The 14,258-nt window shown below is 61.6% G+C and carries 10 protein-coding genes; 3 read left to right on the plus strand and 7 right to left on the minus strand.

The features are described 5' to 3' along the window. The first annotated feature begins 4 nt into the window (after window positions 1-4). Together ACZ1JM_RS00215 and ACZ1JM_RS00220 are read left to right on the plus strand one after the other, a co-directional pair. Window positions 5-2,542 carry a TcfC E-set like domain-containing protein gene (locus ACZ1JM_RS00215; protein WP_465132095.1) on the plus strand — a complete coding sequence of 846 codons (2,538 nt, stop codon included), beginning with the start codon at window positions 5-7 and terminating at the stop codon, window positions 2,540-2,542. Between the two features lie 10 nt (window positions 2,543-2,552). After that, window positions 2,553-3,269, plus strand: coding sequence for a fimbrial biogenesis chaperone (locus ACZ1JM_RS00220; RefSeq protein ID WP_465132096.1), 717 nt, complete (start codon window positions 2,553-2,555; stop codon window positions 3,267-3,269). A gap of 32 nt (window positions 3,270-3,301) precedes the next feature. Here ACZ1JM_RS00220 and ACZ1JM_RS00225 read toward each other — a convergent pair whose 3' ends face one another. The 5 genes from ACZ1JM_RS00225 to ACZ1JM_RS00245 form a co-directional block, all read right to left on the minus strand. Then, window positions 3,302-3,436 carry a hypothetical protein gene (locus ACZ1JM_RS00225; protein ID WP_465132097.1) on the minus strand — a complete coding sequence of 45 codons (135 nt, stop codon included), beginning with the start codon at window positions 3,434-3,436 and terminating at the stop codon, window positions 3,302-3,304. 61 nt (window positions 3,437-3,497) lie between these two features. Next, on the minus strand, window positions 3,498-4,424 hold the full coding sequence (locus ACZ1JM_RS00230; protein ID WP_465132539.1) for a formylglycine-generating enzyme family protein: 927 nt from the start codon (window positions 4,422-4,424) through the stop codon (window positions 3,498-3,500). A gap of 806 nt (window positions 4,425-5,230) precedes the next feature. Continuing rightward, a complete protein-coding gene (locus ACZ1JM_RS00235) occupies window positions 5,231-5,695 on the minus strand; it encodes a nuclear transport factor 2 family protein (protein ID WP_465132098.1) in 465 nt (154 codons plus the stop codon). 14 nt (window positions 5,696-5,709) lie between these two features. Then, the gene (locus ACZ1JM_RS00240) at window positions 5,710-6,120 is read right to left on the minus strand and encodes a VOC family protein (RefSeq protein ID WP_465132099.1); all 411 of its coding nucleotides are present in this window, start codon (window positions 6,118-6,120) and stop codon (window positions 5,710-5,712) included. After that, a complete protein-coding gene (locus ACZ1JM_RS00245) occupies window positions 6,117-6,725 on the minus strand; it encodes a pyridoxamine 5'-phosphate oxidase family protein (protein WP_465132100.1) in 609 nt (202 codons plus the stop codon). Before ACZ1JM_RS00245 ends, ACZ1JM_RS00240 begins: the two co-directional genes overlap by 4 nt. A 75-nt stretch (window positions 6,726-6,800) precedes the next feature. On the opposite strand from ACZ1JM_RS00245, the gene ACZ1JM_RS00250 reads away from it, so the two are divergent. Beyond that, the gene (locus ACZ1JM_RS00250; protein ID WP_465132101.1) at window positions 6,801-7,694 is read left to right on the plus strand and encodes a LysR family transcriptional regulator; all 894 of its coding nucleotides are present in this window, start codon (window positions 6,801-6,803) and stop codon (window positions 7,692-7,694) included. A 165-nt stretch (window positions 7,695-7,859) separates the two neighbouring features. Here the strand turns inward: ACZ1JM_RS00250 and ACZ1JM_RS00255 are convergent, their stop codons facing one another. Together ACZ1JM_RS00255 and ACZ1JM_RS00260 are read right to left on the minus strand one after the other, a co-directional pair. Then, window positions 7,860-11,255 (minus strand): acyl-[ACP]--phospholipid O-acyltransferase, encoded by a 3,396-nt coding sequence (locus tag ACZ1JM_RS00255; RefSeq protein ID WP_465132102.1) that lies wholly within the window; start codon window positions 11,253-11,255, stop codon window positions 7,860-7,862. Window positions 11,256-11,307: 52 nt separating this feature from the next. After that, window positions 11,308-14,211, minus strand: coding sequence for a DUF2339 domain-containing protein (locus ACZ1JM_RS00260; protein WP_465132103.1), 2,904 nt, complete (start codon window positions 14,209-14,211; stop codon window positions 11,308-11,310). Between the last annotated feature and the right edge of the window lie 47 nt (window positions 14,212-14,258).

Genomic DNA, 14,258 nt, shown 5'->3' on the forward strand with positions numbered 1-14,258 from the left:
GGGCATGACGCAGACATACCTTCGCAGTACTGCCCGGCGAGCGGGTCTGGTCGCCGCATTCACGGCCGTAGCGACACTCGGCGCGACTGTCGCCAAGGCTGACGCCGGCAATCCCACGCGACCTCGTATCGCGATGCGCGTCACTGCTCCCAGTGGTTTCGAAAACCTAACGGGACCGCAACAGGTCTCCGTCGACGTTTACATGAACGGCAATCTTGTCGGCGAAGCGTTGGCCATCGTTAACGGTGGAACGTTCCGTTTCGTCGATCCCCTCACGCTCGTCGACAGCTTGCCCGAAATCAGCGACCGCCTTCCGGTGGCCGCGTCCCTTTCGGACGCAGCGCTCGATCCGCATGACGAAGCCGTCTGCCCGCCGGGAGCCGCGACGGCCTGCCCATGGCCGACCCCCGACGTGGCGGCGATCGTCTATGACGCCGCGCGCTATCGCGTCGATATCGTGATCAACCCACGTTACCTGACCGTGCGCGCCGCTGTGCGGATGAAGCATCTGCCGCAGCCTTCGTCCACTCCGGGTCTGGTGAACTTCATAACCGCCACCGTCGCGGGCGGAGGAGGCGTGCCGGCACAGTATTTCCTGCAGGACAACGCCGTGCTCGGCATCGGTACCGGCCGAATTCGAGCGAACATCCAGCAGGCCAGCTACTCCGGCTTTCAGACCGATACGCTGGTGGCAGAGATCGACCAGCCAGGCCTGCGCTACCGCGCTGGAGCCTTTTGGCTTCCCGGCAACACGCTGATCGACCGTATCAAGATAATGGGCGCCGGCATTTCGACACAGTTCGACACCTGGCTCGATCGCGACCAGCTCTCTGGCAGTCCGCTGATCCTGTTTCTGGATCAGCGGGCGCGTGTCGATATCCTGGTTAACGGCCACGTCATGTCGTCGCAGACCTACGAGGCCGGGAACCAGTCGCTCGATACCTCGGGTCTGCCCGATGGGTCCTACACGGTCATCTTGCGCATCACATCAGCGAGCGGCGGAACGCGAGAGGAGCGGCGTTTCTTCTCGCGCAGCGCCAGCCTGCCGATGACGGGGCACGACGCCTTCTTCATCTATGCTGGTGCATTCGTGCGCAACAGCGACGGGCTGGTCGGAGACGTGAGCCGCACACCGCTGTTCCAGGCGAGCTGGGCGCGCCGCATACGACCTGCTCTCAGCATAAACCTCGGCCTGATCGGCACCGACCGGCGCCAGTGGATTTCAGCGGGCGCCACGGTGTTGAGCGCCAGCTGGCAGCTCGACGCCGGAGTTCACGTCTCCAGCAGTCGTGGCCTCGGCCTGTTCGGCCACCTCTCCCGAACCGACGCAGGCCCGCTGTCGATCGACCTTGATGCCCGACACGTTTCGAATCCCGGTGGCGGGCCCCTGCTGGCAGCAACCACATTTGTTTTGCCGGTGCCCGGAGGGCTGGAATACACCCGCGATCAGGGCGCCTATACCCAGCTGAGTGGGGTCATCGGCTATCGCCTCGGCCAGGGGCGACTGACACTGGCGGGAAATTATCGAAGCCAGGCCGGCACCCGCCGCGACTACTCTTTTGGACCAGCGGTCTACATGCCGGTCCTGCGCCGCGGTCCGCTCACACTGGATGCCAACGCCACCTACGCCTTCACGCGATTGGGGCGGCAAGCCTACGCGGGGCTGACTCTTTCTGTAACTCGTCCGCGCACGACCTACTCCACCGTGGGCGGTGTGCAATCCGGTCCGGGCGGAAGAGCGCTGAAGGATGGATTGTATGGGGGTGTCAACGTCTCGCGTCGCTTCGACGACGTGCTCGACGCGCAAGTTCAGATCGATGGCGGCGTGCAGCATGCGAACGGCACCAGCTACGCCGATGCGCGGGTCCAGGCTCGGGGGAGAGTGGGCGATGCCAGTCTCGATCTGGTCCAGCCTTTGGATGGCAGAGCGGTGCAATACAGCGCCTCCTTCCACACCGCGCTCGTCGTGGGTCAGAGCGGAGCAAGGCTTGGCGATGGCGCCAATGGCGATGCGATGGTCGTCGTCGGCGTGGATGCCGAGCAGCGTGACACCACCTTCGAGGTTCTGGTCGACAATCGCGTCGCGGCACTCGCGAAGAGCGGCACGAAGGTGACGCTCGCCCTACCTTCCTATCGCACGTACGCGGTACGCGTCCGCGCCAAGGGTGGTGTGCTGAGCGCGTACGATGCCAATGCCCGGCAGGTAAGTCTCTACCCCGGCAATGTTGTCCGACTGAACTGGAGCGCTCGTCCTGTCGTATCGGTGTTCGGCCGGCTGGTGAAGGTCGACGGCACGCCCATCGTTAACGCCGAAATCACGGCCGGCAGCGATCTTGCTCAGAGCGATGAGCAGGGCCACTTCCTGATCCAGACCGGCAATGGCGCAACGTTGACCGTACGTACCCGTGGTGGCTTGATTTGCCACGTCGCGCTTCAATCGATCGCGCCGGTGGACGGCTATACGACCATCGGCGACCAGGTCTGCCGTGCGGCAGCCCCTTCCCCCTTAGCTTCGAAACCTCTTGCACAACCCGTCAGTTGAAGGACCGCATATGACCCCTGCATTCTCTCTGCTCCCAGTGCGCGGCATCGCGATGGTCGCCGGCTTGGCGGTATTGGGGGGCGCTCTCGCGACGTCCCCAGCGCAAGCCGCGGTCGCGCTCAGCAAGGTGATCGTCGATCTTGCGCCCACTGCGCCGCCGCGCGAAGACATCGAGATCACCAACACCGGCGACGAACGGCAGTACATCGTTGCCGAGCCAGCCGTCATCCAGGCACCTGGAACCACGCAAGAAAAACGACTTGAATCGTCGGACCCCACGGTCACCGGGCTGCTGGTGAGCCCGCAAAAACTGGTTCTCGAACCACGTGAGAGCAAGCTCGTGCGCGTAGCGCTCGTCACGCCCCGCGACCACCAGGAGCGCATCTTCCGCGTGACCATCAAACCCGTGGCTGGCACCATCGAGGCCGAGCAAACCTCGCTCAAGGTCTTCGTCGGCTACGATGTGCTGGTCATCGCCCGCCCCGCAGCGATTGCCGGAGAGATCACGGCCAGCCGATCGCCGGGCAAGATCACCTTCCACAATGGCTCGAATGCAAGCGTCGAACTGGCCGACGGGCGGCAGTGCGATGCTGGTGGCAATAATTGTGCCTCGCTTCCGGCAACCCGCCTCTACTCAGGCGCCGACTTCGTCGTTCCGATCAGCTACGGTACGCCGGTAGAATACACGCTCCACCAAGCTACGAACTCTACAAAGAAGATCTTCTGAACGTCTTGTTGGCAAACATGTAACGCGGCCGCTCAGTCTGTCTCGGCTATCTTGATATTGCCGTCGTTGTGCAATGTCGCGATGATCACGGCTGTGGAATAGCTCACGTTAATGGGAGGGAGAGTGATGTAATCGCCCGCGCCTATTGCAAGATTGATGCGCGTCACTTTTCCTCCTAACTTGGAGATTCAAGCTACTCAGTTAAAGGGCTCGCGTGACAGCGGCTACTCAACGTCGAACGCAGCGAAAGCCGATGTGCGATGTGGCTGTATCGATCATCTCGGGATGACGTGCGGCGGGACGATAACGCTGGCAATAGTTCGCAGCGCACAAATGTGATCCGCCTTTCAGAACTTTGCGTCCGATCCGCACGTTCGGTTGTGAAGGATCGAAGCTTTCTTTTAGTTTGCCTCCCCTCGGATTGCTGACGGTACAGCACGATTGACCCGCTTTCTTCTGAATGCGCGCATCAGGCTTGTCGCTCCACCAGTCCTTGGTCCATTCCCAAGTATTGCCGATCATGTCGAAAACCCCGTAGCCATTAGCGGGGTAGGTCTTCACAGGCGAGGTACGCTCCCAGCCGTCCAGCTTCTGATTGGCAAAGGGAAACAGGCCCTGCCAATAGTTTGCGAGCATCGCCCCGCCGGGAGCCAGTTCATCGCCCCAGGCATAGTCCGCGCCGTCGAGCCCGCCGCGCGCGGCGAATTCAAATTCGGCTTCAGTCGGCAAATCCCTGTCTGCCCAGTCCGCATAGGCCTGCGCATCGGCATAGGCGATCTGGACGACCGGATGGTCCACGAGGTTGAGAGCGTCCACGTTCCGGTCTGGTCCCAGTGGATGACGCCAGTCGGCGCCGAACTCGAAGCGCCACCAGTTGGCTGGATTGCCAGTGTCCACCGGCGCGGTGGTTTTATGAAATACCAGCGAGCCGGGCTGCGCCATCTCGGGAGCCATGCCCGGATACTGCGCGGGATCCGGTGCGATTTCGGCAATGGTGCGATAGCCGGTCGCCGCAATGAACTGCGCGTATTGGCGATTGGTGACCGGTGTGGCATCGATCCAGAACCCGTCGACCGACACGCGCCGCACGGGCGCTTCCTCGGGATAGAAGGTGTCCGAACCCATGGCGAACGTGCCGCCAGGGATCCAAACCATTCCGGCTTGCGCTTCGGGCTGCGTATTCGTCATTGTGATGCCGTCCTGCAAACCTATTATTCGTCCTTATCCTCGCACCAAGCGGCGTTTCGGGCAACGCACCCGGCACGCCGGCGCGCTCTAGGGCTTTGCCATCGATGGCCCTGAATCCTTCGGCGGCGCTACGCCTTCTGTGTGGCCTACCGATCCCGGCCTGCCACGAGTTCAACCAGCTCTTCCGCAACCCGCGGCACACCGTGATGTGCTTGGAAGAACAAGTTCACCTAACCAAGGATGCCCATGGTCAGCACCAGATTTCGAACCCGAATTTTGCCGAACAACCGCAGCTGATAAAGCCCTCAACTGTTACAGTCCGAGGCGCAAAACTCTAGATTGCGACATTTGGCGATCAAATATCACGAATTGTATTTGCTGCCGCGCTGGCTTCCGAGGCGAGATCGCGCAATGCCTTAGCAGTGTCTTGCAATAGGCTATCGCTGACTGGGCGCTCGCCATTGATGAATCGCCGGATAGATCGCTCATCTATTCGTAAGCGTCGAGCGAATGCGGTAGTTCCGCCAAACAGCTGAACGCAGTAAGCGAAGTGGTCCTGTCGATCTTGCATGGGTTGATTATAGCTTTTCTTGGCGCTGAGGCAATGCAGGCTGTTTGAGTCGGCTTCGTATATTAATCAACAGGGACTGCTGCTTTTGGGCATCGATAATAGCCAGCTGAATGCCCAGCATGAACCAATAGCTTTCGACCTGCACTGCGCATGGGGGGACGAACTCATCGACGGCGTTGGCCCGTGTATGCGGTTCTGGACGCTAAAGTCCCAGCTCTTCCAATCCGGGGTGATCGTCCGGGCGTCGTCCGAGCGGCCAGCGGAAGAGGCGCTCTGCCTCGGAAATCGGTAGGTCGTTTATGCTCGCGATCCGCCGCGCCATCAGGCCATCGGTCGCAAACTCCCAGTTCTCATTGCCATAAGAGCGATACCAAGCACCTGCACCATCATGCCACTCATAAGCAAAACGCACTGCGATCCTGTTACCGTCATGGGCCCAAAGACCCTTGATCAGCCGATAGTCCAACTCGCGGTTCCATTTCGCGGTCAGGAACGTGACGATAGCATCCCGCCCCTGAAGGAAGTCGGACCGGTTCCGCCACCGGCTGTCCTGGGTGTAAGCAAGCGCCACCCGTGCGGGATCGCGGCTGTTCCAGCCATCCTCGGCAGCGCGAACCTTTTGCAATGCGGTCTCATAGGTGAAAGGTGGGAAGGGCGGTCGCGACATCGTGAAAAATCCTTTCAGACAAAGGGTGTGGCAAACTCAAGACGAATGCCGCCGGGAATGAAGATGAGGAAGTGCCGGGTCGATGAGCTTGGGCCGATGAGACCGGGCGCTGCATCGACCACCACCTCGGGATGCGCCGTGACCGCCTCCCAAGCCGCCTCCAGCGCGGCATCATCGATGACCGACAGCGAGAGGTGATGGAGGCCGATGTTGGCGCGTCGATCGAAGGCCCGAGCAGTAAGCGGGTCTGCTGCGCGCCACAATGTCAGCAAGATCGCTCCGTCAGACACGAAAATGGAGGGATAGTCGGGAACGCCACCCACCTCGTCGAAACCCAGTGTGCCACAGAAGAAGGCGCGCGCCTGATCGAGGTCGGGTACGGTAAGGCCGACATGATGGACGCCTTGAGTGAGTTTGCGGGTCATGATGCTGTTCCTTCAAGTTGAGCAATGCGGGCACGAAGCGCTGCGATCTCGTCAACGAGGGGTTGGGAAGCGTTTCGCACCTCCGTCTCGGTGAAGCGCGGCGTGATATGTTGAGGGCAGTTCCAGTCGAACCCGATGACGTCGATCAGGAACCCACGCTCAGGCTCAGCAGCATAGCTGGGCGGCATAAGTGCAGCGATGTCCTCTGGATCCTCGCTGGAATGAGCATGGCCGATGATCTTGAGGCGGCGGCGATTCGGATAGTCCATCAAGAACAGCGCGACACGATTGTCGGCAGCAAGATGCGCAGCGGAGAGATATTGCCGGTTGCCACGATAATCGGCGAATCCTATTCGATTTCCCTCGATATGGCGGAGGAATCCTGTCGGTCCACCACGATGCTGGACATAGGGCCAGCCATCCTCTGAAATGCTGGCCATGTAGAAACTGTCGCGCCCGGCGATGAAATCCAGTTCGCGCGTCGTCAGCAGGTCGACCGGCCCCGCGCCCGCTTCCATGCGGGCATAGGACGCCCGCGATCCAGCCGCTGCCTGCATGGCGCGGGCGCCGGGACCGAAGAGGGTATGGAGAAAGGTCTGAGCCATGGAAGATATATAGCTCTTTGCCCTTGCTGCGATAATCGTCGATGAGTGACGTTCACTATTTCACTTTGAGGAATAATGGACCGCTTTGAAAGTCTCTCCGTGTTCGTTGCCGTCGCTGAGCAGCGCGGTTTCGCGGCAGCAGCGAGAGCACTGAATATGTCGCCGCCGGCAGTGACGCGCGCGGTCGCTGCGCTGGAGCGGCATCTTGACGTGACGTTGTTCCATCGGTCGACGCGGGCGGTGTCCCTGACGGACGAGGGCGCGGCATTGCTGGACAGGGCGCGGCGCATACTCGCTGACCTGCGTGAAGCAGAGCAGACTACGATGGGCGGACGATCCGTTCCACGCGGGCAACTTTACGTCACAGCACCGGTGATGTTCGGGCGCCTGCATGTTCTACCCGTCATCAATACGCTGCTGGCGAGCCACGAAGGTCTCAACGCGCGCATGATGCTGATTGATCGCAATGTCCGCATCATCGAAGAAGGTATCGACGTGGCGGTGCGGATTGGAGCCTTGGCCGACAGCACGTTGCGTGTCGTGACGATCGGCTCGGTTCGGCAGACAATCGTGGCCAGTCCGGCTTATCTTGCCGAACATGGGATGCCCGCTGATCCTGCCGAACTTGCCAGCCATCGTTGTATTGTGGGCAGCGGAGTGCGTGTCGGCAGCACATGGCGGTTCGGTGCGCGCGGCGAGACGATCACGGAGGTAGTTCCCCGCCTGACCGTCAACAGCATCGATGCAACGATCGCTGCCGCTGAAGCGGGCGTGGGGCTTGCCAGTGTACTAAGCTATCAATCGGCTGAGTGCATTGCGAACGGGAAATTGGTTGAAGTGCTCGCGGATCATGCCTTACCGGCCATGCCGGTCAGCCTTCTTTACGATCCCGGTAGGGCGGCCATGCCTGCGGTTCGAGCCTTCATCGAGGCCATGCGGGAACACGGTAGGAAGGGAGCGTGGTCCTGATCAAGGTTTGTACGAAACCGCAAGCATGAAAGGTCCGCCTGCACGACCAGGACTTTGTTTTGGAAGACTGAAATGGGTTACCCCCGGAGGTCGCCAACTAAAGGCCGAAATGCCTGGCGAAACCGAAAGGACGTGCATGTCTGATCGCCAGCGGGATGGCGATATTCATGCCACTGCCATTACCCCCATCGTTACATAATCCAGCTTGCCTGTACCCAGCACCGGGAGCGCATCGACTTCGCGAATGTCACGGGGAATGGCCAGCTCGGTGATCCCGTTCGAACGGCCCCAGGCTTGGAGATCGCCTGACTTAGCGCCTTTGCGCGTGGTGAAGAGAACCAGTTGTTCGCCTTTCCGTGCATCGGCGCGCGTGACGACGGCATGTTCGGCATCGGGCCACAGTGCCGAAGCGTAGCCTTCTACGGCGGGGAGCGAAATCATTTCGCCGCCAATCTTGGCGAAGCGCTTGGCGCGACCACGAATAGTGACGAACCCATCAGCATCGATCGTAACGATGTCGCCGGTGTCGTGCCATCCGCCCTCGGGCGGTTGCAGGAGACCCGGCGCATCTGCCTTCATATAGCCCGCCATGATATTGGGACCGCGGATCGACAAGCGTCCACCTTCGGCGATGCCGGGGACGTCATTCAACTGTTGTTCGATGCCCGGCAGCAAACGGCCGACGGTGCCAGCGCGGAAATGCATCGGCGTATTGACCGCGATCACGGGGCCAGCTTCGGTCGCGCCATAGCCTTCAAGAATGCGCAGGCCGAACTTCTCCGCATAGGCTTTGCGGGTTTCGTCACGCACGCGCTCAGCGCCGGCAAAGATGTAGCGCACCGAATAGAAATCGTAGTTATGGGCCATCCTTGCATAGCCTGACAGGAACGTATCGGTGCCGAACAGGATCGTCGCATTGCTATCATAGGCAAGCGCGGGGACAATCCTGTAGTGGAGCGGGCTTGGGTAGAGGAGGGTTTTTACCCCATGCAGGAGCGGCAGCAGCGTGCCGCCGGTCAGGCCAAAGCTATGGAACACCGGCAGCGCATTCAGCACCGTATCTGCCGTGTTGAAATCGATCCGCGCGGCGAGCTGTCGGCAATTCGACAGCAGATTGCGGTGAGTCAGGGCGACCCCTTTTGGCAAACCTTCCGAACCGCTGGTAAAGAGGATGACGGCGGGCGCGTCCGGGGCGATACGCAGACGCTTATGATGGTGTCCGGCGAAGCGGCCAGCGATCCAGGCGCGCGCTTTCGCTCCGATGCCGATGGCCGCCCCGATCTCCTCCAGCCAGAGGATGCGAATGCCCTCTGCCTCCAGCGCGGCGACGATGTCACCCAGCTTGGCTTGGGTAACGAATGCGTGGGCTGTAATGATCGTGCGAACCTGGGCGGCGGTGCAGGCGGCTTTCAGATTGGCAAGGCCCGCCGTGTAGTTGAGCATCGCGGGGACTCTGCCATGAGCCTGCAGTGCGAAGAACGTTGCCACCACTGCCGAGACATTGGGCAGCAGCACACCGACTGCTTCTCCCTGTCGGGTCGCGGCGGCAAGTGGCCGACCCAACGCCAGACTGCCAACGACCAGTCGATCGTAAGACATCGGCTCGCGCTTGATGTCTTCGATAACCGCCGCCCTGCCGCCATGGATATGCCGCGCCTCCAGCAGCGCCTCGAAAAGCGTTTCGTCGCTGTTCGACGTGGCGAAGATCATAGCGCTCATCTCATCGTAGAGACGGCGTCCTGCAATCGCGCGGCGGGCACGAGCGGTCATTTCGCCCTCGATTGCAAAGCGGCGTGGCGAGAGCACTGTCAGGCGGATCTTGGGGAAGCTGCGCAGCCGTACCTTACCTCGCAAGCGGGAGAAGGGCGTATATTGCGCGCCATCAATGCGGACGGGGATAATAGGCGCATCGGCTTTGTCGGCAACCATGCCGGGGCCGTCGAACACTTTCATCAAGGCCCCGGTGACGGTGATGCGGCCTTCGGGAAAAATCACCAGCGTCCGTCCTTCACGAACCGCTTTAACCATGGCTTTTGCTGCCATGGGATTGGTCGGATCCACCGGAAAGGCATCGAACAGCGACAGGAATGGCTTTATCCACCAAGCCTTGGCAATGTGGGTGTGGACTGCGAAAGTTGGCTTGCCAGGGAGAAAGGCAGCCAACAGCAATCCGTCGAGGAAGGAGACGTGATTGACCACCACCACGGCTGGCGATCCGGCCGCAGGCATGTTCTCGGTTCCTGTTACTTCGACCCGATAAAGCAGCCGCAATATGCCGCGGAAAATCGCCTTGATCATAGTTTCGGGCAGCAGCCAGCAGGAAATGAGTGCGATCGTCAGCGTGGCAAATCCCATTGCGCCGATGACACCAGGAACGCTCTCGCCGCGCGCCAGCATCAGCGTAACTATCACCACCACGACGACACTGACGGCGGCATTGACGATATTATTGGCGGCTATTGTGCGCGAACGTTCTTCGCGCGGGGCATGGGTCTGGAGGATGGCATATAGAGGCACGATGAACATGCCCCCGGCAAAAGCGATGCCAAACAAGTCGATGAGTATGCGCCAACTGCTCGAAGAAGCCACGAACGTTGCGATGTTTGCGTCAGGTATGCCGGGACCATAGCTGCGCGTCGCGAGCCATAGGTCGATCATAAAGCCGGCCAGCGCCAGCGCCGACACCGGCACGAATCGGGCGGACACTTCACCCGCCAGCAGGCGATTGACGAGCAGGGAGCCGAGTGCGACGCTGAGCGAGAAAACGAGCAGGAAGAGGGTGGCGACTTCCTGCCGTGCATGCAGCACGCCGCTGACCAGAGGCGCAAATTCGGACAGGAGGACCGCGCCGACCGCGAAGAACCAGCTGATTCCCAAGATGGAAAGCCATACGCCGCGACCATGGCGGGCAGCTTTCAATATCTGCCAGGTGCTGCGGAAGATATTGCGATCGACCTTCAGTCCCGGTGCGACCGGTGGAGCGGCCGGAACGGCCAGGCTGCAGAGAAACCCCAGTATCGCGATGCCCACGGCAGCCAGACCAGCGGCCATCGCGGGGATGACCCCGGCCAGCAACTGACCCCCTAATATGGCAAGGAAGGTGCCTGCTTCAATCAGTCCGGTCCCGCCCATCAGTTCGTGCTGTTTCAGATGTTGGGGAAGGATCGAAAATTTGACCGGTCCGAAAATGGTCGAATGAAGCCCCATCAGGAAGAGGCAACCCAGCAGCAGCGGCACTGATTGAAGGTGGAAGCCGATGAGCGCGAGGGTCATAATGCCAATTTCCGCTGCCTTCACCGCGCGCACCAGCTTCGCCTTGTCCCATGCGTCAGCAATCTGCCCGGCGATGGCGGAAAAGAGGAAATAGGGCAGGATGAACAGGCCCGTGGCGATCGTAGCCAGGAGTCCAGCCTTTTCCGGCTCGGTACGGAACAGCACGAAATTAGCGAGGAAAAGCAATGCGAACTTCAGCAAATTGTCGTTGAACGCGCCCAGGAACTGGACGACGAACAATGGCGCGAAGCGACGTTTTCCCAACAGTGACAGATCAGGCGCAGACATGATTTGGAACCCCCGTGGATGAGAGCGATAGGCGGGAAGTATAGACGGGACGTTAATCGGCATCGCTTTTGAGCTGGCGGCTGTAGAGCCAGCCGATGCCGATCAGGCTGAAGCCGAGCGCGAGGAAGGATGCGATGCGCAGCAATCCGGTCAGGCCCGCCGCGTCGAACAGGAAGACCTTGGCGACGGCCCCCAGCATCAGCAGCAGGGACGCGATGCGCCAGTCCCGATTGCCGATGCGGATGCCACGCAGCAGAAACCCGATGGCAAGGCCAATGGCCAGCACCGACCGTCCGATATCCTCGCCCATCTCCAGATGCGGACCGTTGAGCAGGGATCCTTCGAACAGCTGGCGCAGGACGCTGTAGGCGAAGAAGACGATCAGTAGCATCTGCGCACCTTGGATCGGACGGTCGAAACGGACAGTCAAATCCGGCGCAATCCGGCGCGTCAATGTGAACGCGGCAAAGGGCAGCGCGAACGCTGGGAGCAGGAGCGTCAGCAGCGGGATGCTGCCCACTGCCTGCGTGGCCCAGAGCGGATTGTGCAGCAACAAGCTGTAGAATACACCGTGCGCGAGCGCGGCGCCGATCAAGCCCAAAGCAGCCTTAGGGCGTTGTGCGAAATGCCACAGCGACCAGCCGGCACCGAGCAACAGTGCTTCCCACAAAGCGCGTTCGGCAAGTCCGGCGTGGATCATGTCGGCATCGGTCGTAATGCAGAAGAGTTGCTTGTACCCGATGTGTATGGCCACCGCGCCCATCAACGATGCGGCGGCGATGCCGGTTCGCCGCGCGAACCCATCGAAACGGCCCCGCCACATCGCCAGCGCAAGGAGCGCAGCGGGCAGTGCGAGGCGGCGCAGCGTTTCCGGCATATCAGGTGGGTTGTTTGCGAGCATCGGCCGGCCGACCAGCGATAACAGGCCTTGTCCGCTCCAGCCGAGTAGCGGCCATGCCGCCCACAGCAGGACAACGACCAGCATCGTTGCCATAGCTGGCAGCAGTGGTTGCGGCAAAGGGCGGCGCTTGGATCGAGCCAAAAGAAGCAGTGACAAAGCGGCGATCGGCCCGAGCCAGAGCGAAGGAACGATTTGAGCCACGGCGCCATAGGCGGTGATGGCGGCAGCGACCTGCGCCACGACGCGTCCTTTGGCAAAGCGTGCGCGCCAGGCGAAGAGGCCCGCGACGGCTGTGACCATACACCAGCGCAGCAGGGCGGGAAGTGGGGCGACGGACTGGGCATTGCCGATCAGCCGCAGGCTTTCGTCCAAGCCGCGATGTCCTATGATCAGTGAAATGAGAGCGACGAAGGTAAAGGCCCAGCCGCTATATTCAACGCGATGGTCCTGCGCCTTTTCAGACAACATCAGCAGCGCCGCGCCGACCAGTGCGAGCGTGACCGGCGCCATCCAGCCTGGCAGGCCGAACGCGCCCGCCAGGACCAGCAGTACTGCCGAACCTGTTGCGAGGACCACGAAGCGCAGATCGTTTTTGCGGTCCAGATGACGCCAGCCGAGCGCCATGGCCGATAGCGGCAGGGAACTGGCGACCAGCGCGATCAGGGCAAAATGGATGTCGTCTACGGGCGTAGCGCGGTAGAAATGGACGGCGGCGACAGCCAGTCCGCCCAGCGCTATCGCCAAGGCCTGACCCGCTTCGATCAGGCCGCCGGCCGGACGCCACAGCCGCCACAGCGCGGCGCCGCCATAGATGACAGCGGTTCCCAAGATCGCAAAAGTCAAGGCCAGCGGTGACGGTGATGGCCACGCCCCTGCGAGCAGCAGCGCAACGGCGAGGCCCACCGGGACCAGGCGACGGAAGGCGGCCTCGCGGCCGCTGAGCCAGATGAATGCGATCGATAGCAGGCCGTACAAGGCCCAGTGAAGCGGCGCGAAGCCACCGCTCGCCACCAGTGCGGCCATCTGTGCTGCAGCCACAATTGCGGACACTCCGCGGATCAGGGCGGCGCGGTTGCCGGAGAAGGCGAGCAGTGGGAAACCGATGCCCAGTGCCAGGATCAAGAGGCCAACGGAGAGCGCGGCCGCGACATCGAGCGCGCCGTTCAGGATCAGCAGGCTGCCCCAGCCGGCCCCGCCGATCAGCGCGCCGACACCCAGCCACATCCAGCGTTGGCTGCGGGACAAAGCGCACAGCCCACCAATCGAGAGCGCGAGATAGCAGGACAACAACGGCACATTAGGTTCGGTCGACCCGGCGAGTGCAGGGGTGGCGAGGCCGCCAACCAGCCCCAGCAATGCGCTCGGCGCGCCGAAGCGTAGTGATAGAGCAAGTGCGAGCCCGGTCACGGTGGCCAAGCCGACAAAAGCAGTCGCCGGGCCTATGAGATGATAAAGATTGGCGGCGGTCAGGATGGCCGCATACAGCGTGGCGATGCCGGCGCCCGCCAGCGCCTGACGCACCCGTGGATCGCGCAGGCGTTCCTCCTGCCGCAATGCGCCTTCCGCTGTGGCGATCAGGCCGCCACCGAACAGCAGGCCCAGCAGCACGCGCACGATCGGTGATAAAAGGCCAGTGTCGATCGAATATTTGACGAGCAATACGCCCGCCACCGCCAGCGTGATGCCGCCCGTCCAGATCGGCAAGCGACGGCCGAACAAATCTTCGAACGCGAAGCCCGGACGGGCGGGCATGTCAGTCTCACTGGTCGCAGTGGGTTCGCGCGCGGGGAGAGGTTCCTGCGCGGCAGCAAGCGTAGGGAGGATAGGAGGCGGCGCAAATGTTTCCGCACCAGCAGTCCGGGTGATCGGTGTGGTGCGTGCAACGGCGGGAACATTGGCACGCGGCGCCGTCATCACAGGGGGTGGACCGGGGTCGGATCGGGCCTGCTGCGCCTCCATCTCGATCAGCGAAAACCTCGTCTCAAGCTGTTTCATCCGGGATCGAGTGTTTAGCAACACGACCCCCAGCACGATCAGGACCACCGTCACCAGCATGTCTCATTCTCCAGTTGGTCGGGATGGAATAGACCTTAATTAGACAG

Source organism: Novosphingobium sp. BL-S-24 (assembly GCF_055521575.1).

Coding starts and splice junctions, on each gene's coding strand:
- ACZ1JM_RS00215 (WP_465132095.1), top strand. CDS start 5: ATGACGCAGACATACCTTCGCAGTACTGCCCGGCGAGCGGGTCTGGTC.
- ACZ1JM_RS00250 (WP_465132101.1), top strand. CDS start 6,801: ATGGACCGCTTTGAAAGTCTCTCCGTGTTCGTTGCCGTCGCTGAGCAG.
- ACZ1JM_RS00230 (WP_465132539.1), bottom strand. CDS start 4,424: ATGGTTTGGATCCCTGGCGGCACGTTCGCCATGGGTTCGGACACCTTC.
- ACZ1JM_RS00235 (WP_465132098.1), bottom strand. CDS start 5,695: ATGTCGCGACCGCCCTTCCCACCTTTCACCTATGAGACCGCATTGCAA.
- ACZ1JM_RS00260 (WP_465132103.1), bottom strand. CDS start 14,211: ATGCTGGTGACGGTGGTCCTGATCGTGCTGGGGGTCGTGTTGCTAAAC.
- ACZ1JM_RS00220 (WP_465132096.1), top strand. CDS start 2,553: ATGACCCCTGCATTCTCTCTGCTCCCAGTGCGCGGCATCGCGATGGTC.
- ACZ1JM_RS00245 (WP_465132100.1), bottom strand. CDS start 6,725: ATGGCTCAGACCTTTCTCCATACCCTCTTCGGTCCCGGCGCCCGCGCC.
- ACZ1JM_RS00240 (WP_465132099.1), bottom strand. CDS start 6,120: ATGACCCGCAAACTCACTCAAGGCGTCCATCATGTCGGCCTTACCGTA.
- ACZ1JM_RS00255 (WP_465132102.1), bottom strand. CDS start 11,255: ATGTCTGCGCCTGATCTGTCACTGTTGGGAAAACGTCGCTTCGCGCCA.